Source organism: Cupriavidus basilensis (assembly GCF_000876015.1).
Lineage (GTDB): Bacteria > Pseudomonadota > Gammaproteobacteria > Burkholderiales > Burkholderiaceae > Cupriavidus > Cupriavidus basilensis_B.
The window spans coordinates 125419-141078 of sequence record NZ_BBQM01000011.1; the positions used below are offsets into that span (position 1 = coordinate 125419).

At 69.9% G+C, this 15660-nt stretch carries 12 protein-coding genes; 3 read left to right on the top strand and 9 right to left on the bottom strand.

The window, feature by feature from the left end:
- Window positions 1-3 precede the first annotated feature (3 nt).
- The 4 genes from KF708C_RS06885 to KF708C_RS06900 all read right to left on the bottom strand — a co-directional run bounded on the left by KF708C_RS06885 (window position 4) and on the right by KF708C_RS06900 (window position 4546).
- Window positions 4-621: a pyridoxamine 5'-phosphate oxidase family protein gene (locus KF708C_RS06885; RefSeq protein WP_020206903.1), complete on the bottom strand. Its 618-nt coding sequence runs from the start codon at window positions 619-621 to the stop codon at window positions 4-6.
- A gap of 123 nt (window positions 622-744) precedes the next feature.
- Window positions 745-1605, bottom strand: coding sequence for a PhzF family phenazine biosynthesis protein (locus KF708C_RS06890; RefSeq protein WP_059411289.1), 861 nt, complete (start codon window positions 1603-1605; stop codon window positions 745-747).
- A 276-nt stretch (window positions 1606-1881) separates the two neighbouring features.
- Window positions 1882-3507 (bottom strand): gamma-glutamyltransferase, encoded by a 1626-nt coding sequence (gene ggt / locus KF708C_RS06895; RefSeq protein ID WP_020206905.1) that lies wholly within the window; start codon window positions 3505-3507, stop codon window positions 1882-1884.
- 61 nt (window positions 3508-3568) lie between these two features.
- Window positions 3569-4546 (bottom strand): Bug family tripartite tricarboxylate transporter substrate binding protein, encoded by a 978-nt coding sequence (locus KF708C_RS06900; RefSeq protein ID WP_020206906.1) that lies wholly within the window; start codon window positions 4544-4546, stop codon window positions 3569-3571.
- Between the two features lie 197 nt (window positions 4547-4743).
- On the opposite strand from KF708C_RS06900, the gene KF708C_RS06905 reads away from it, so the two are divergent.
- Complete coding sequence (locus KF708C_RS06905; RefSeq protein WP_059411290.1) at window positions 4744-5646, top strand: LysR family transcriptional regulator; 903 nt, start codon at window positions 4744-4746, stop codon at window positions 5644-5646.
- A 69-nt stretch (window positions 5647-5715) separates the two neighbouring features.
- Here KF708C_RS06905 and KF708C_RS06910 read toward each other — a convergent pair whose 3' ends face one another.
- Together KF708C_RS06910 and KF708C_RS06915 are read right to left on the bottom strand one after the other, a co-directional pair.
- Complete coding sequence (locus KF708C_RS06910; protein ID WP_059411291.1) at window positions 5716-7218, bottom strand: tripartite tricarboxylate transporter permease; 1503 nt, start codon at window positions 7216-7218, stop codon at window positions 5716-5718.
- A gap of 12 nt (window positions 7219-7230) precedes the next feature.
- The gene (locus KF708C_RS06915; RefSeq protein ID WP_029044352.1) at window positions 7231-7692 is read right to left on the bottom strand and encodes a tripartite tricarboxylate transporter TctB family protein; all 462 of its coding nucleotides are present in this window, start codon (window positions 7690-7692) and stop codon (window positions 7231-7233) included.
- Window positions 7693-8030: 338 nt separating this feature from the next.
- Here KF708C_RS06915 and KF708C_RS06920 point away from each other — a divergent pair, with 338 nt between their 5' ends.
- Window positions 8031-9773 (top strand): potassium/proton antiporter, encoded by a 1743-nt coding sequence (locus tag KF708C_RS06920; RefSeq protein ID WP_059411292.1) that lies wholly within the window; start codon window positions 8031-8033, stop codon window positions 9771-9773.
- A gap of 41 nt (window positions 9774-9814) precedes the next feature.
- On the opposite strand, the gene KF708C_RS06925 is transcribed toward KF708C_RS06920, so the two are convergent.
- From KF708C_RS06925 to KF708C_RS06935, 3 genes are all read right to left on the bottom strand, one after another.
- Window positions 9815-10834 (bottom strand): tripartite tricarboxylate transporter substrate binding protein, encoded by a 1020-nt coding sequence (locus tag KF708C_RS06925; protein WP_370552790.1) that lies wholly within the window; start codon window positions 10832-10834, stop codon window positions 9815-9817.
- 28 nt (window positions 10835-10862) lie between these two features.
- Window positions 10863-11318 (bottom strand): DUF2214 family protein, encoded by a 456-nt coding sequence (locus KF708C_RS06930; protein WP_020206515.1) that lies wholly within the window; start codon window positions 11316-11318, stop codon window positions 10863-10865.
- A gap of 90 nt (window positions 11319-11408) precedes the next feature.
- The gene (locus KF708C_RS06935) at window positions 11409-12629 is read right to left on the bottom strand and encodes a CaiB/BaiF CoA transferase family protein (RefSeq protein WP_020206516.1); all 1221 of its coding nucleotides are present in this window, start codon (window positions 12627-12629) and stop codon (window positions 11409-11411) included.
- Between the two features lie 340 nt (window positions 12630-12969).
- Here KF708C_RS06935 and alaS point away from each other — a divergent pair, with 340 nt between their 5' ends.
- Window positions 12970-15594 (top strand): alanine--tRNA ligase, encoded by a 2625-nt coding sequence (gene alaS / locus KF708C_RS06940; protein ID WP_059411293.1) that lies wholly within the window; start codon window positions 12970-12972, stop codon window positions 15592-15594.
- The last annotated feature ends 66 nt before the right edge of the window (window positions 15595-15660 follow it).

Consider the following 15660-nt stretch of genomic DNA (forward strand, 5'->3'; position numbering starts at 1 on the left):
TCGTCAATACAGGGTTTGCCGCATGCGGGCGGGCTGGGCCGCGTCATAGGCGGTGCCGTCGATGGCGTCGCGCGTCAGCGTGGCGAGGATGGTGCCGTTGCTCGGCAGGCGGTCGCGCGCCACCTGCGTCTCGGGCGCCCACAGCTTCGAGCGCACCAGCGCGCGGGCGCACTGGAAGAACACCGATTCGATGGCGATCACCAGCACCGTGGCCGGCGCCTTGCCGTCGACCACGCAGCGCGCGATCAGCGCCGGGTCCACCGAGATGGTGGCGGTGCCCGCCACGCGGATGGTCTCGTTGACGCCGGGGATCACGAACAGCAGGCCCACGCGCGGATCGGCCACGATGTTGCGCAGGCTGTCGATGCGGTTGTTGCCGCGGCGGTCCGGCAGCAGCAGGGTGCGCTCGTCGAGCACCTGCACGAAGCCCGGCGCGTCGCCGCGCGGCGAGCACTCGGCGTATTTGCCGCCCACGGTGGACAGCAGGCACAGCGGCGCGGCCTCGATGAAGGCGCGGTAGTGCGGATGCAGATAGTCGACTTCCTTGGCGAGCGAGGCTTCGCCGGCGTCGCCGTAGCGGGCCTCCAGCTCGGCCAGCGTGGTGATGGCGTAGGGATTCATGGCTCGGGCGCCGGGCGGCGCGCGCGGGGTTCTTTTGCGAGGAAACCTGACTGTACCGCAATCCGGCGCCGTCCAGGCCTGGCCGGCGCGCGGCGGCCGCGCCGGATGCCGCGGCGTCACATGCTAGAGCGTCACCGTGCCGCGGCCCAACTCGATCACGCGCCCGCCCACGCGGATGGCCCGCGCGGCCGTGACCTCGAGGTGCAGCGCGCACGGCCGGCCCACGGCCTCGCCCTGGTCGATGCGGTAGCTGGCCGGCAGCGCGCGGCCGCTGGCGATGAGCCAGCCGCCCAGGTTGGCGCAGGCCGAGCCGGTGCCCGGGTCTTCCGCCACGCCGCCGCCCTGCTTGGTGAAGAAGTAGCGCGACACCACGCGCCCGGGCTGGGCGGGGTCGAAGGCGAACACATAGGCGGTCTTGCGGCCCAGGCTGCTCTGCGGCCATGCCTCGAGCCGGCTGCTGTCGGGCTGGGTGCGGTGCACGGCGTCCACGCTGCGCAGCGGCACCAGCAACTGGTCGGCGCCGGTATCGACCCACATCGGCGGCGCCAGCAGGTCCGCCTCGCCCAGGCCGAGCAGGCCGGCCATCTGCGCGTCCGGCAGCCCGGCCGGCGCGGTGCGCGGCGCGCCGGCGTGCGGCGCGGTGAAGGTCCAGACGTCGCCCTGCGCCGTGACCGGCACCACCCCGGCCTTGAATTCGAGCGAGAACGCATCGCCGGCGCCGGCCAGCTCGCGCACCACGTGCGCGGTGCCGAGCGTGGGATGGCCGGCGAAGCGCATCTCGTAGCCGGGCGTGAAGATGCGCACCTGGGCGGCGGCCTGCGCCGAGGGCAGGATGAAGGTGGTCTCGGACAGGTTGAACTGCAGCGCGAGCGCCTGCATGGTGGCGTCGTCGAGGCCGCGCGCGTCTTCGAACACGCACAGCGGGTTGCCGCCGAAGGTCGATTCGGCGAACACGTTGAGCAGGCGGTAGGCGTAGGTGGTCATGTATTTTCCGGAGGAGGGCGCCGGGCCGTGGATGGCGGACGTCACAGTCTACGGCGCCGGCGCGCGCGCGCCATGCACAGTCGTGCCGAAGCCGGGCAGGCCAGTTGCGGACACTTCTACGCTGGCGCGCAGGAAAGCGTCCCGTTGACGGGAGCCGGGTCGCCGACGTATCGCCGGTTGCCAAAGGTTTGCTCCCCTCTCCCACGACGTGGGAGAGGGGAGCAAACAGGCGGCAAGTGTGCTGTTGCAGGATGCTCCAACACTACCCGCGCAACCTCAGAACCCCACAGCCTGTCCGTCGCGCCGGCTGTCGCTGGCGGCCACGTAGCCGTGGTCGGCGTCGTCCGACAGGCGCCAGATGAACTGGCCGGAGCCGAAGTCCATGTACGGGTCGTCGACCGACTTGAGCTGATGGCCACGCGCCTTGAGGCCGGCGACCACGGCCGGGTCCATGCTGGCTTCCACGTCGAGCGTGAAATCGCGGTTGACCTTCCAGCGCGGCGCGCAGCAGGCGGCCTGCGGCTGCTGGTTGTAGTCCACCATGCGCACCACGGTCTGCAGGTGGCCCTGCGGCTGCATGTCGCCGCCCATCACGCCGAAGCTCATGACCGGCTGGCCGCCCCTGGTCAGGAAGGCCGGGATGATGGTGTGGAACGGGCGCTTGCCGCCGGCCACCACGTTGGCGGATTTCGGGTCCATCGAGAAGCCCACGCCGCGGTTCTGCAGGCTGATGCCGGTGCCGGGCACCACCACGCCGGAGCCGAAGCCCATGTAGTTCGACTGGATGAACGAGATCATCATGCCGTTCTCGTCGGCGGCGCTCAGGTAGATGGTGCCGCCCACCTTGGGCATGCCGAAGTCGAAATGCGTGGCGCGCTGCATGTCGATCAGCTTCGCGCGCGACTTGAGGTAGGCGTCGTCGAGCATCTGCTCGGGCGTGACTTCCATGCTGCGCGGGTCGGCCACGTAGCGGTAGAGGTCGGCGAAGGCCAGCTTCATCGCCTCGATCTGCAGGTGCTGCGACTCGACCGAATCCACCGGCAGCGCGGCCAGGTCGAACTGGTCGAGGATGCCCAGCGCCATCAGCGCGGCGATGCCCTGGCCGTTGGGCGGGATCTCGTGCATCTCGTAGCCGCGGTAGGACTTGCTGATCGGCTTGACCCAGTCGGGCTTGTAGTCGCGCAGGTCGGCGGCGGTCATGGCGCCGCCGCACTCCTTGCTGAAGGCGGCGATGCGCTCGGCGATCTCGCCTTCGTAGTAGGCGCGGCCCTTGGTGGCGCCGATCTTGCGCAGCGTGTCGGCGGCGGCCTTGAGCGTGAACTTCTCGCCCACGGCGGGCGCGCGGCCGTTGGGCATGAAGGCCTCGGCGTAGCCGGGCTGGTCTTTCAGCTCGGGCACCGCGGCGGCCCACTTGTGCGCCACCACCGGCGGCACGGCGTAGCCGCGCTCGGCGATCTCGATGGCGGGCTCCATCAGGTCGGCGAACGGCAGCTTGCCGAAGCGCTCGTGCAGCGCGGCCCAGCCGGCGATCACGCCCGGCACGGTGACGGCGTCCCAGCCGCGCACCGGGCGCTTGGCGATGCCGTTGGCGTCCACGCCGTACTTGTTCTTGAAGTAGTCGGGGTTCCACGCCGCCGGCGCCACGCCGGAGGCGTTCAGGCCGTGCAGCTCCTTGCCGTCCCACAGGATGGCGAAGGCGTCGCTGCCCAGCCCGCACGAGACCGGCTCGACGATGGTGATGGCCGCCGCCGCGGCGATGGCCGCGTCTACCGCGTTGCCGCCCTTGAGCAGCATGCGCAGGCCGGCCTGCGCCGCCAGCGGGTGCGAGGTGGACACCACGTTGCGCGCGAACAGCGGGATGCGCACGGAGGGATAGGGGTTGGTCCAGTTGAAATTCTGCATGGCTTGTCTCGGTTGCTCGCGTGGCGCGCATGGGCGCGCCGCCGCTTCTTGTGCGTCTTTCTTATTCGACGGTGATCTTGCGGTCCTTGATGAGCTTACCCCAGCGCGCGCTGTCCTTCCTGACCATCGCGGCGAACTGCGCCGGCGTGCCGCCGACCGGCTCGGCGCCCAGCTTGGCCAGGCGGTCCTTGACGTCCTGCGCCTGGATGGCCTTGTTGAACTCGGCATTGAGGCGGTTCACGAGGTCGGCCGGCATGCCCTTCGGGCCATAGATGCCGAACCACGTGTCGGACTCGAAGCCGGGCAGGCCGGATTCGCTGGCGGTGGGGATCTCCGGCGCCAGCGGCGAGCGCTTCAGGCTGGTCACGGCCAGCGCCTTGAGCTTGCCGTCCTTCACGTGCGGCAGGCCCGAGACGATGCTGTCGAACAGCACCTGCACCTTGTTGGAGATCAGGTCCGGCACCGCCAGCGCGGTGCCGCGGTACGGAATGTGGGTGATGAACACGCCGGCCTGCGCCTTGAAGGCCTCGGCGGTCAGGTGCACCACGGTGCCGTTGCCGCTCGAAGCGTAGTTCAGCTCGCCGGGATGCTTCTTGGCGTAGTCGATCAGTTCCTTGACGTTCTTCACCGGCAGGGCGTTCGGCACCACCAGCACGTTGGTGGCGATGGCCACCTCGCCGATCGGCGTGAAGTCGGTCTCGGTGTTGTAGGGCAGGTGGGTGTTGATGTACGGCCCGATCGAGTGCGTGCTGGTGGTGGCGATCAGCAGCGTGTAGCCGTCCGCCGGCGCCTTGGCCGCCATGTCGGAGCCGATCGCGCCGCCCGCGCCGGGACGGTTGTCCACCACGATCTGCTGGCCGATGTTGCTGCCCACCTTCTGCGCGATCGCGCGCGCCAGCAGGTCGGTGGCGCCGCTGGCCGGGAACGGCACGATCAGGCGGATCGGCTTGTTCGGGAACGTGTCGGCGAAGGCCGGGACGGCGCCCAGCGCCAGGCTCGTGGCCAGGCTCGTGCCCAGCAGGCGCAGCCAGTGTTTCATGATGATCTCCGGATCGGGAAGGCAGGCGATGCGGCTCGCGGCGGGGCCGCGCGCGCTACACCGCCGATGTGGCGGTGATGTGTCGCTTCATTATTCCGTGCGCCCCATCGTAATGAAAGCTAATATTTCTTTCTTGTGTCTCAAGATTTTCTTAAGTATCAGCGTGGCGGGAAAGCCTCCTGCCGAGGTCCCATTCCATGAGCACCATCCGTTTCCTGCGTACCTTCGTCGCCGTGGCCGAGCACGGCTCCTTCGCCGCCGCCGCCGAGCAGGTCGCGCTCACGCAGGCCGCCGTCAGCCTGCAGATGCGCGCGCTGGAGATGGAGCTGCGGCGCGAGCTGTTCGACCGCGGCGGCCGGGTGGTGGTGCTCAACGCCGGCGGGCGCGAGCTGCTGCCGCAGGCGCGCCGCATGCTGGCGCTCTACGGCGAGATGCGGCTGCCGCCCGAGGCGCCCGACGCGATGGCCGGCGCGGTGGCGGTGGGCGCCGTGGTCTCCGTGATGGGCGGCCTGTCGCACGTGGTGGCGCGCATGAAGCGCGCCTACCCCGCGCTGGACGTGCGCCTGGTGGGCGCCAAGTCGATCGACCTGGCCGCGCAGGTGGAAGCCGGCGAGCTCGACGCCGCCATGCTGGTGGAAGGCGCCGGCCGCCTGCCCGGCACGCTGGTGTGGACGCCGCTCTACCGCGAGCCGCTGGTGGCCATCGCCGGCCTCGGCATGCCCGGCGCCAGCGCGCGCGAAGCGCTCGCGGCCAACCCCTTCCTGCGCTTCGACCGCGGCCAGCGCACCGGCATGCTGGTCGAGCGCGCGCTGCGCCGCGCCCATCTGCGCGTCAACGAATTCCTCGAGCTGAATTCGATCGAGGCGCTGGTCGAGCTGGTGCGCCAGGAAGTCGGCGTGACCGTGGTGCCGCTGCTGCGGCGCGCGCGCTGGCGCGACGACGAAGTCCTGCGCATCCTGCCGCTGGAAGCCGGCGGCGCGCCGGTGCTGCGCACCGTCGGCATGCTGGAGCGGCGCGACCACGCGCGCCGGCATGTCACGGCGGTGGTGCGCGAGGCGTGCATGGCGTCGTTCGGCGGCGAGGCGGGGGCCCGGCCATGAAAAAAGGGTGCCTCGCGGCACCCTTTCGAAGGTCTTGCGGTTGCGGCGGTCCGCCGCGCCGTTGCCGGCTTATTCTTCCTGGAACGCTTCCTCGCGCTTGTTCTTGATCGACGGCAGCGCCACGATCAGCACCAGCACGGCGGCGGCGATCAGCAGGCCCAGCGACAGCGGGCGCGTCACGAACACGGTGAAGTCGCCGCGCGACAGCAGCAGGGAGCGGCGGAAGTTCTCTTCCATCATCGGCCCCAGCACGAAGCCCAGCAGCAGCGGCGCCGGCTCGCACTTGAGCTTGATGAACAGGTAGCCGATCACGCCGAAGGCCGCGGTCTGGAACACGTCGAAGGTGGTGTTCTGGACCGAGTACACGCCGATGCAGCAGAACGTCAGGATGGCCGGGAACAGGTAGCGGTAGGGCACCTTGAGCAGCTTCACCCAGATGCCGATCATCGGCAGGTTCAGGATGATGAGCATGAAGTTGCCGATCCACATCGAGGCGATCAGGCCCCAGAACAGCGCCGGATTGCTGGTCATGACCTGCGGGCCGGGCTGGATGTTGTGGATGGTCATGGCGCCCACCATCAGCGCCATCACGGCGTTGGGCGGGATGCCCAGCGTCAGCAGCGGGATGAAGGAAGTCTGCGCGGCGGCGTTGTTGGCCGACTCGGGGCCGGCCACGCCTTCGATGGCGCCCTTGCCGAACTCGTGCGAGAACTTGGAGGTCTTCTTCTCGAGCGAGTAGGCCGCGAACGAGGCCAGCGCCGCGCCGCCGCCGGGCAGGATGCCCAGCGCCGAGCCCAGCGCGGTGCCGCGCAGCACCGCCGGGATCATGCGCTTGAAGTCGGCCTTGGTCGGGAACAGGTTGGTGATGTGGTCGGTGAAGGTCTCGCGGTTTTCCTTCTGCTCGAGGTTGGCGATGATCTCCGCGAAGCCGAACACGCCCATCGCCACCGAGACGAAGTTCAGGCCGTCGGTGAGTTCGGGCACGTCGAACGAGAAGCGCGCCGCGCCCGAGTTGACGTCGGTGCCGACCAGGCCGAGCAGCAGGCCCAGCACGATCATGGCGATGGCCTTGACCAGCGAGCCCGAAGCCAGCACCACGGCGCCGATCAGGCCCAGCACCATCAGCGAGAAGTACTCGGCGGGACCGAACTTGAAGGCCAGTTCCGACAGCGGGGCGGCGAACGCCGCCAGGATCAGGGTGGCCACGCAGCCGGCGAAGAACGAGCCCAGGCCGGCGGTGGCCAGCGCCACCCCCGCTCGCCCTCGCCGCGCCATCTGGTAGCCGTCGATGGTGGTCACCACCGACGACGATTCACCGGGCAGGTTGACCAGGATGGCGGTGGTGGAGCCGCCGTACTGCGCGCCGTAGTAGATGCCGGCGAGCATGATGAGCGCGGCCACCGGGGGCAGCGTGTAGGTCACCGGCAGCAGCATGGCGATGGTGGCCAGCGGCCCCAGGCCCGGCAGCACGCCGATCAGGGTGCCCAGCACGCAGCCGAGGAAGGCGTAGGCGAGGTTTTGCAGGGTCAGGGCGGTCGAGAAGCCCAGGCCCAGGTTGGCGATTAGTTCCATATGGCCGTCTCCTTAACCTGCCAAGAATGCCGGCCACACCGGCATCTGAAGATTGATGCCGTAGACGAAGGCGCCCACGCTGATCAGCACCAGCACGATGGCGTTGAGCACCGCGCCCTTCCAGCTGAATTCATGGCTGGCCATCGAGGACACCAGCACCAGCACGAGTACCGACAGCACCATGCCGAGCGGCTTGAGCAGCAGGCCGAACAGCACCACCGAACCCAGGATCCACAGCAGCGTCTTGATGTCCCAGCGGGCCAGCTGGTCCTCTTCCGTCTTGGAAGACAGCGAGCTCCACAGCACCAGCGCGCCCAGCAGGGCGAGCACGACGCCGAGCCAGAACGGGAAGTATCCCGGTCCCATCTTTGCCGCGGTCCCCATGGAATAGCCGCGTGCGACCCAGGAAAAGCCGAATCCGACCAGGATGAACATCAGGCCGGAGGCAAAGTCCTTTTGGCTACGTATGCGCAAAATGATTCTCCTCGATATATCTGCTTGGAATCCGGGCGGCTGGCGCATGCTGCGTCGCACAAAAACGATGGGCGAAAGCCGGGCTGCCACAGGCAGGGAGGAAAGTAAGGGGAATACCTTTCAGTTACCTTTCGGATGTCTTGTGAAATGGTCAATCTGCGGGTATCTCCCTAGGAGACATATGAAGGGGCGCCGGCGGGCCTCGCGTCGGGCCTTGCGCGGGGCCGCGCGGTAGGGCCATCGGGGCGCTGCGCTATCATCGTCCGCTGCCCCTGCCGTGGCGCGCCCGTCCGTGGCGTGTGGGCAATGCGGCACCGCACTAAAAAAGGAAAGCCGCTTTGGAAAGCATCGACCATGTCATCCTGATCGGCGCCGTCGTGATGTCCCTGGGCATTGTGGTGGGCGCCTTCTCGGCGCGCCTCGGCGTGCCGTTCCTGCTGGTCTTCCTGTCGGTGGGCATGCTGGCCGGCGTCGACGGCCCGGGCGGCATCCGCTTTTCCAATACCTGGCTGAGTTTCCTGGTCGGCAACCTGGCGCTGGCGGTGATCCTGCTCGACGGCGGCCTGCGCACGCGGCTGGCCACGTTCCGCGTGGCGCTCCGGCCGTCGCTGTCGCTGGCCACCGTGGGCGTGCTGGTGACCACCGGCACGGTGGGACTGTTCGCGGCCTGGATGCTGGAGATCGACTGGAAGCTGGGCCTGCTGCTGGGCGCCATCGTCGGCTCCACCGACGCCGCCGCGGTGTTCTCGCTGCTCAATACCAGCGGCATCCGCCTCAAGGAGCGCGTGGCCAGCGTGCTGGAGATCGAGTCGGGCATCAACGACCCGATGGCGATCTTCCTGACCCTCACGCTGATCGAATGGATCGGCGCGCCGGCCGGGCTGAGCGCGGGCGCGCTGGCGTGGCGGCTGGTGGTGCAGTTCGGCGTGGGCGGCCTGCTGGGCGCGGGGCTGGGCTACTGCCTGGCCAACGTGATGGAGCGCATCCGCGTGGCCGAGGGCCTGCAGGCCATCCTGCTGTGCTCGGGCGGGGCGATGGTGTTCGCCATCGTGCAGAGCGCCGGCGGCAGCGGCTTCCTGGCGGTCTACCTGACCGGCATCCTGGTCGGCAACCGCGACCGCGCGGTCAGCGCCGACACCATGCGCGCGATGGACGGCATGGCGTGGCTGTCGCAGTCGGCGATGTTCCTGCTGCTGGGCCTGCTGGTGGCGCCGCACCGGATCTGGGAAGTGGCCGGGCCGGCCGCGGCGGTGGCGGTGTTCCTGATGCTGGTGGCGCGCCCGGCCGCGGTCTGGCTGGCGCTGCTGCCGTTCCGCTTCAGCGCGCGCGAGAAGGGCTTCGTGGCGTGGATGGGCCTGCGCGGCGCGGTGCCGATCGTGCTGGCGCTGTTCCCGCTGCTGCAAGGTTTGCCCGAATCGGGCCTGCTGTTCCGGGTGGCCTTCGCGGTGGTGCTGGCCAGCCTGCTGCTCCAGGGCACCACGGTGAAGTTCGCGGCGCGCCTGGCCCGCGTGCTGCGGCCGGCCTACCCCGAGCCGCTGGCGCGCGCGCGCCTGCACGGCACGCATGCGCCGGCGCTCGAAGTGATGCAGTTCGCGGTGCAGGCCGGCTCGCCGGCCGAGCACCTGCGCGCCGACCAGCTCGAACTGCCGCCGCGCTGCCGCCTGCTCACGGTGGTGCGCGAACGGGCGCTGGCGGCGCCGGAGCAGACCGTGCTGCGCGCCGGCGACGCGGTTTCCATCCTGGCGCCGGGCACCAGCGTGCCGACGCTGGCGCTGCTGTTCCACAAGCCGGCCCCGGCGCCGGCCTGGGGCAAGGCCAGCCACGATTTCCTGCTGAGCGGCGAGGCCATGCTGCGCGACGTGGCGGGACTGTACGGCACGCGCGACCTGACCGCCGCGCAGGCGGCCATGACGCTGGAGGCCGCCATGCAGGCGGCGTTCACGTCGCCGCCGGTGGAGGGGGATACGGTGGAGATCGGCGGCCTGGCGCTGACCGTGACGCGCATGGACGGCCCGCGCATCATCCAGGTCGGGCTGCTGCTGCCGCGCGCGGCGCGCGGCGCGGTGGCGCAGCAGGACTGAGCGCGCCGCCCGGGCGCGTTCAATCCACCTTCAGTCCACGCTCAGTCGACCTTGGCGCCGGACGCCTTGACGATCTGCGCGTACTTCCTGAGCTCGCGCTGCACCAGCGCGCCGAACTGCTCCGGCGTGCCCGGCGCCGGCTGCGCGCCGATGCGCGCCAGGCGGGCCTTCATGTCGTCGGTCTTGAGGATGGCCACGATGTCGTGGTTGAGCCGCTCGACGATCTCGCGCGGCGTATTGGCCGGCGCGAACACGCCGAACCACGTGGAGATGTCGAAGCCTTCCAGCCCCAGGCCCTTGCCGGCCTCGGCAATGGTCGGCAGCTCCGGGAAGGCGGCCGCGCGCGCCGCGGTGGTCACGGCGAACGCTTTGAGCTTGCCGGCCTTGATGTTGGCCGCGGCCGAGGCGAGGTTGTCGAAGATCATGTCGGTCTGGCCGGACAGCACCGACAACTGCGCCGGCGCGGCGCCGTTGTACGGGATATGGACCATGCTGACCCGGGCCATGCTCTTGAACAGCTCGCCCGACAGGTGGCCCGCGCTGCCGTTGCCGCCCGAGGCGTAGTCGAGCTTGCCCGGATTCCTGCGCGCGTATTCGACCAGCTCGCGCAGGCTGGTGATGTGCAGGGCGGCGGCCTTGCCGGGGTGCATCACCAGCACGTTGGGCACGTCGGCCACCAGCGTGACGGGGCTGAAGTCCTTGACCGGGTCGTACGGCATCCTGGCGAACAGCGTCGGGTTGATGGCATGCGTGGCCACCGCGCCCATCACGATGGTGTAGCCGTCGGCCGGCTGCCGGGCGACGTAGTCGGCGCCGAGGTTGCCGCCGGCGCCGGGACGGTTCTCCACCACCACGGGCTGGCCCAGGCTGTCCTTGAGCTTGTCGCCGATGGCGCGCGCCACGGTGTCGAGCGGACCGCCCGCCGGGTAGGGCACGACGAACTTGAGCGGCTTGGCGGGATAGGCCGGCGCGGCCGCGGCCGGCATCGCGCCCGGGATGGCGAGGGCGCCGGCGGCCAGCAGCGCCGCGGCGCATCGTTGCTTGAACAGGGAAAAGCGCATGGGTTGGCGTGGTACGGAGGAAAGTGGCTTACCGCATGCCGATGCCGCGCGCCATCATGACCGCGCACAGCGGCAGCAGGATCAGCAGGTGCGCCTCGATCATGACCCAGCGGCGCGCCGTCTTCAGGTCCGCCGCGTCGGGCACGAAGTCCGGCTGCGCACCGGCCTGCAGGCGCCAGCGGCGGATGGCGAAGGTGGGCGGCAGCGAGCACAGCGCGATCACCACGAACACCGTCATCTTGGCGTGGAACCACGGGTTGTGCAGGTAGAACTGCACGCCCTTGGCCCCGAAGAACAGGCGCAGCAGGCCGCTGGCCAGCACCGCCACGGCGGACAGGAAATAGACCAGGTCGTAGATCGACAGCCGCCGCAGCGTGGCCGGCGTGATGCCGGGGCGCAGCACCACCGCCTCGGCGGTCATCAGCGCGATCAGCAGGAAGATGAAGGTGAAGTGCAGGAAGGCCAGCAGGGCGTCGGTCAGCATCCAAACTCCTCTCGTGGGTGGGCAGGCGCCGGCCGGCGGCGCGCGCGGGTCAGGTCTCTTGCGCGTGCTTGCTTGCCGCGGCCCGCCGCATCACAGCACGCCCTTCGCGCGCAGCGCGGCGATCTGCTCCGCGCCGTAGCCGAGCATGTCCGCCAGCACGGCGTCGGTGTGCTCGCCCAGCAGCGGCGGGTGGCGCACGGCCTCGGGCGGGGTGGCGCTCATCTTGATCGGGCTGCCGACCAGCTTGACCTCGCCGGCGCTCGGGTGCGGCAGGTCCACGCGCAGGCCGCGCGCCTTGACCTGGGCATCCTCGAACACGTCGTCCAGGGTGTTGATCGGGCCGCACGGCACGCCGGCGGCTTCCAGGTCCAGGATCCACTGCGCGCGCGTGCGCGGCCTGACCATCTCGGCCAGGATCGGCACCAGCACGTCGCGCTGGGCCACGCGCTGCGGGTTGGTGGCGAAGCGCGCGTCGTCGGCCAGTTCGGGCCGCCCGCCCGCGGTGACGAACTTGCGGAACTGGCCGTCGTTGCCCACCGCCACGATGATCCAGCCGTCGGCGGCCTGGAAGGTCTGGTAGGGGACGATGTTCGGGTGGGCATTGCCCCAGCGCCTGGGCGCCACGCCGCTGGCCAGGTAGTTGGTGTTCATGTTGGCCAGCATGGCGACCTGCACGTCGAGCAGGGCCATGTCGATGTACTGGCCCTCTCCGGTGCGCTCGCGGTGCGCCAGCGCCGCCAGCACGGCGATGGTGGCGTACTGGCCGGTCATCAGGTCGGAGATGGCCACGCCGGCCTTCTGCGGGCCGCCGCCGGGCAGGTCGTCGCGCTCGCCGGTCAGGCTCATGAAGCCGCCCATGCCCTGGATGATGAAGTCGTAGCCGGGGCGCGCCGCGTAGGGGCCGGTCTGGCCGAAGCCGGTCACGGAGCAGTAGATCAGGTCGGGCTTGACCGCCTTGAGCGACGCGTAGTCCAGGCCGTACTTCCTGAGCTGGCCGACCTTGTAGTTCTCCAGCACCACGTCGCTCTGCGCGGCCAGCGCGCGCACCACGTCCTGGCCTTCCGGCGTGCTGATGTCGCAGGTCACGGAGCGCTTGTTGCGGTTGGCGGCCAGATAGTAGGCGGCTTCGGCGGTGTCGCGGCCGTCGGCGTCCTGCAGCCAGGGCGGGCCCCAGGTGCGGGTGTCGTCGCCGGCGCCGGGGCGCTCGATCTTGATCACGTCGGCGCCGAAGTCGGCAAGGTTCTGGGCGCACCACGGCCCGGCGAGAACGCGGGTCAGGTCGAGGACGCGGAGGTGGCTTAAGGCTCCCATTGGGTTGGATGCGGTTCCGGAAGGGGTGGGCAGGAGAAGGCCGGGCGGCCCCCGCCGCCGGGTTCCCGCGGGCAGCGGGGGCGGCGTTCGAGGGCAATCTCGGGGCAACCGGGAGCGGCGGGCAGCCGGCCCCGGGGCGGCCGGCCGGGACAGCCAGCACTTTACCACCGGCACGCCGCCGGAGGCACATCGCGGCGCGCCGCGCCGCGCCCGGGGCCGCCCGCTCCGCGAAAGCCCCGGCGCCGCGCCGCGGGGGCAGGCTTCCCCGTATAATCAATGGTTTGCAAATCCACACTGACCGACAGCGACCTGCCACGCCGCGGGACGCCCTGCCCAGAACATGAAAGTCTCCGACATCCGCAGCAAGTTCCTGCAGTACTTCGAATCGAAGGGCCATACCGTGGTCCGCTCGTCCAGCCTGGTGCCGGGGAACGATCCGACGCTGCTGTTCACCAACTCCGGCATGGTGCAGTTCAAGGACGTGTTCCTCGGCACCGACAAGCGCCCGTACACGCGCGCCACGTCGTCGCAGCGCTCGGTGCGCGCCGGCGGCAAGCACAACGACCTGGAGAACGTGGGCTACACCGCGCGCCACCACACGTTCTTCGAGATGCTCGGCAACTTCTCGTTCGGCGACTATTTCAAGCGTGAAGCCATCCAGTACGCGTGGGAGCTGCTGACCAAGGTCTACCACCTGCCGGCCGAGAAGCTGTGGGTCACGGTGTACGCGGAAGACGACGAAGCCTACGACATCTGGTCCAGGGAAGTGGGCGTGCCGGCCGAGCGCATCGTGCGCATCGGCGACAACAAGGGCGCGCGCTACGCCTCGGACAACTTCTGGCAGATGGCCGACACCGGCCCGTGCGGCCCGTGCTCGGAAATCTTCTACGACCACGGCCCGGAAGTGTGGGGCGGCCCGCCGGGATCGCCCGAGGAAGACGGCGACCGCTACATCGAGATCTGGAACCTGGTGTTCATGCAGTTCAACCGCGACGAGCAGGGCAACATGCCGCGCCTGCCCAAGCCCTGCGTCGACACCGGCATGGGCCTGGAGCGCATCGCCGCGGTGCTGCAGCACGTGCACAGCAACTATGAGATCGACCTGTTCCAGGCGCTCATCAAGGCCGCCGCGCGCGAGACCGGCACCAGCGACCTGAACAACAACTCGCTCAAGGTCATCGCCGACCACATCCGCGCCTGCTCGTTCCTGATCGTCGACGGCGTGATCCCCGGCAACGAAGGCCGCGGCTACGTGCTGCGCCGCATCGTGCGCCGCGCCATCCGCCACGGCTACAAGCTGGGCCGCAAGACCCCGTTCTTCCACAAGCTGGTGCCGGACCTGGTGGCGCAGATGGGCCAGGCCTACCCCGAGCTGGCCGATGCCGAGTCGCGCGTGACCGAGGTGCTCAAGGCTGAGGAAGAGCGCTTCTTCGAGACCATCGAGAACGGCATGGCCATCCTCGACGCCGCGCTGGCCGACGTGAAGGCCAAGGGCGGCACCGTGCTCGACGGCGAACTCGCGTTCAAGCTGCACGACACCTTCGGCTTCCCGCTCGACCTGACGCAGGACGTGTGCCGCGAGCAGGAACTGACGGTGGACGAAGCCGCCTTCGACGCGGCCATGAACCGCCAGCGCGAGCAGGCCCGCGCCGCCGGCAAGTTCAAGATGGCCGCCGGCCTCGAATACCACGGCGACAAGACCACCTTCCACGGCTACGAGAAGCTGGGCGTGGACGGCGCGAAGATCACCGCGCTGTACGTGGACGGCGCCGCCGTCGACACCATGCAGCCCGGCCAGACCGGCGTGGTGGTGCTCGACAACACCCCGTTCTACGCCGAGTCCGGCGGCCAGGCCGGCGACCAGGGCGAACTGCGCGCCGGCGCGGCCGTGTTCAGCGTGGCCGACACCACCAAGGTGCAGGCCGACGTGTTCGGCCACCAGGGCACGCTGGCCGGCGGCGCGCTCAAGGTCGGCGACAGCGTGAGCGCGCAGGTCGACGCGGCGCGCCGCGCGCGCACCATGCGCAACCACTCGGCCACCCACCTGATGCACAAGGCGCTGCGCGAGGTGCTGGGCACCCACGTGCAGCAGAAGGGCTCGCTGGTGGATGCCGACAAGACCCGCTTCGACTTCTCGCACAACGCGCCGATGAGCGACGAGCAGATCCGCCGCGTCGAGGAGATCGTCAACGCCGAGATCCTGCAGAACGCCGCCACCGGCGCCGAGGTCATGCCGTTCGACGATGCCGTCAAGAGCGGCGCGATGGCGCTGTTCGGCGAGAAGTACGCCGACGACGTGCGCGTGTTGTCGATCGGCAGCTCGAAGGAGCTGTGCGGCGGCACCCATGTGGCGCGCACCGGCGACATCGGCCTGTTCAAGATCGTGATGGAAGGCGGCGTGGCCGCCGGCATCCGCCGCGTCGAAGCCATCACCGGCGACAACGCGCTGCACTACCTGCAGGCGCTCGACGCCAAGCTCAACGAAGCCGCCGCCGCGCTCAAGGCCCAGCCGTCCGAGCTGGTGCCGCGCATCGGCCAGGTGCAGGAGCAGGTGCGCGCGCTGGAGAAGGAACTCGAGCGCCTCAAGAGCAAGCTGGCCGCCTCGCAGGGCGACGAGCTGGCCGCGCAGGCCATCGACGTCAAGGGCATCAAGGTGCTGGCCGCCCAGCTCGACGGCGCCGACGTCAAGACGCTGCGCGAGACGATGGACAAGCTCAAGGACAAGCTCGGCAGCGCGGCCATCGTGCTGGGCGCCGTGGCCGACGGCAAGGTCAGCCTGATCGCCGGCGTGACGGCGGACGCGACCGGCCGCGTCAAGGCCGGCGAACTGGTCAACTTCGTCGCCCAGCAGGTCGGCGGCAAGGGCGGCGGCCGTCCCGACATGGCGCAGGCCGGCGGCACCGAGCCGGCCAACCTGCCCAAGGCGCTGGCCGGCGTGGGCGAGTGGGTGGCGGCGAAGGTCTGAGGTTCCAAAGGCGCTGATCGTCCGATCGGCTCGCTCCCCTCTCCCGCTTGCGGGAGAGGGGCCGGG

What these genes read in the sequence shown, in the direction of transcription:
- KF708C_RS06885 (WP_020206903.1), bottom strand. Translation starts at nt 621, where the DNA reads ATGAATCCCTACGCCATCACCACGCTGGCCGAGCTGGAGGCCCGCTAC.
- KF708C_RS06910 (WP_059411291.1), bottom strand. Translation starts at nt 7,218, where the DNA reads ATGGAACTAATCGCCAACCTGGGCCTGGGCTTCTCGACCGCCCTGACC.
- KF708C_RS06935 (WP_020206516.1), bottom strand. Translation starts at nt 12,629, where the DNA reads ATGGGAGCCTTAAGCCACCTCCGCGTCCTCGACCTGACCCGCGTTCTC.
- KF708C_RS06925 (WP_370552790.1), bottom strand. Translation starts at nt 10,834, where the DNA reads ATGCGCTTTTCCCTGTTCAAGCAACGATGCGCCGCGGCGCTGCTGGCC.
- alaS (WP_059411293.1), top strand. Translation starts at nt 12,970, where the DNA reads ATGAAAGTCTCCGACATCCGCAGCAAGTTCCTGCAGTACTTCGAATCG.
- KF708C_RS06890 (WP_059411289.1), bottom strand. Translation starts at nt 1,605, where the DNA reads ATGACCACCTACGCCTACCGCCTGCTCAACGTGTTCGCCGAATCGACC.
- KF708C_RS06930 (WP_020206515.1), bottom strand. Translation starts at nt 11,318, where the DNA reads ATGCTGACCGACGCCCTGCTGGCCTTCCTGCACTTCACCTTCATCTTC.
- KF708C_RS06905 (WP_059411290.1), top strand. Translation starts at nt 4,744, where the DNA reads ATGAGCACCATCCGTTTCCTGCGTACCTTCGTCGCCGTGGCCGAGCAC.
- KF708C_RS06900 (WP_020206906.1), bottom strand. Translation starts at nt 4,546, where the DNA reads ATGAAACACTGGCTGCGCCTGCTGGGCACGAGCCTGGCCACGAGCCTG.
- ggt (WP_020206905.1), bottom strand. Translation starts at nt 3,507, where the DNA reads ATGCAGAATTTCAACTGGACCAACCCCTATCCCTCCGTGCGCATCCCG.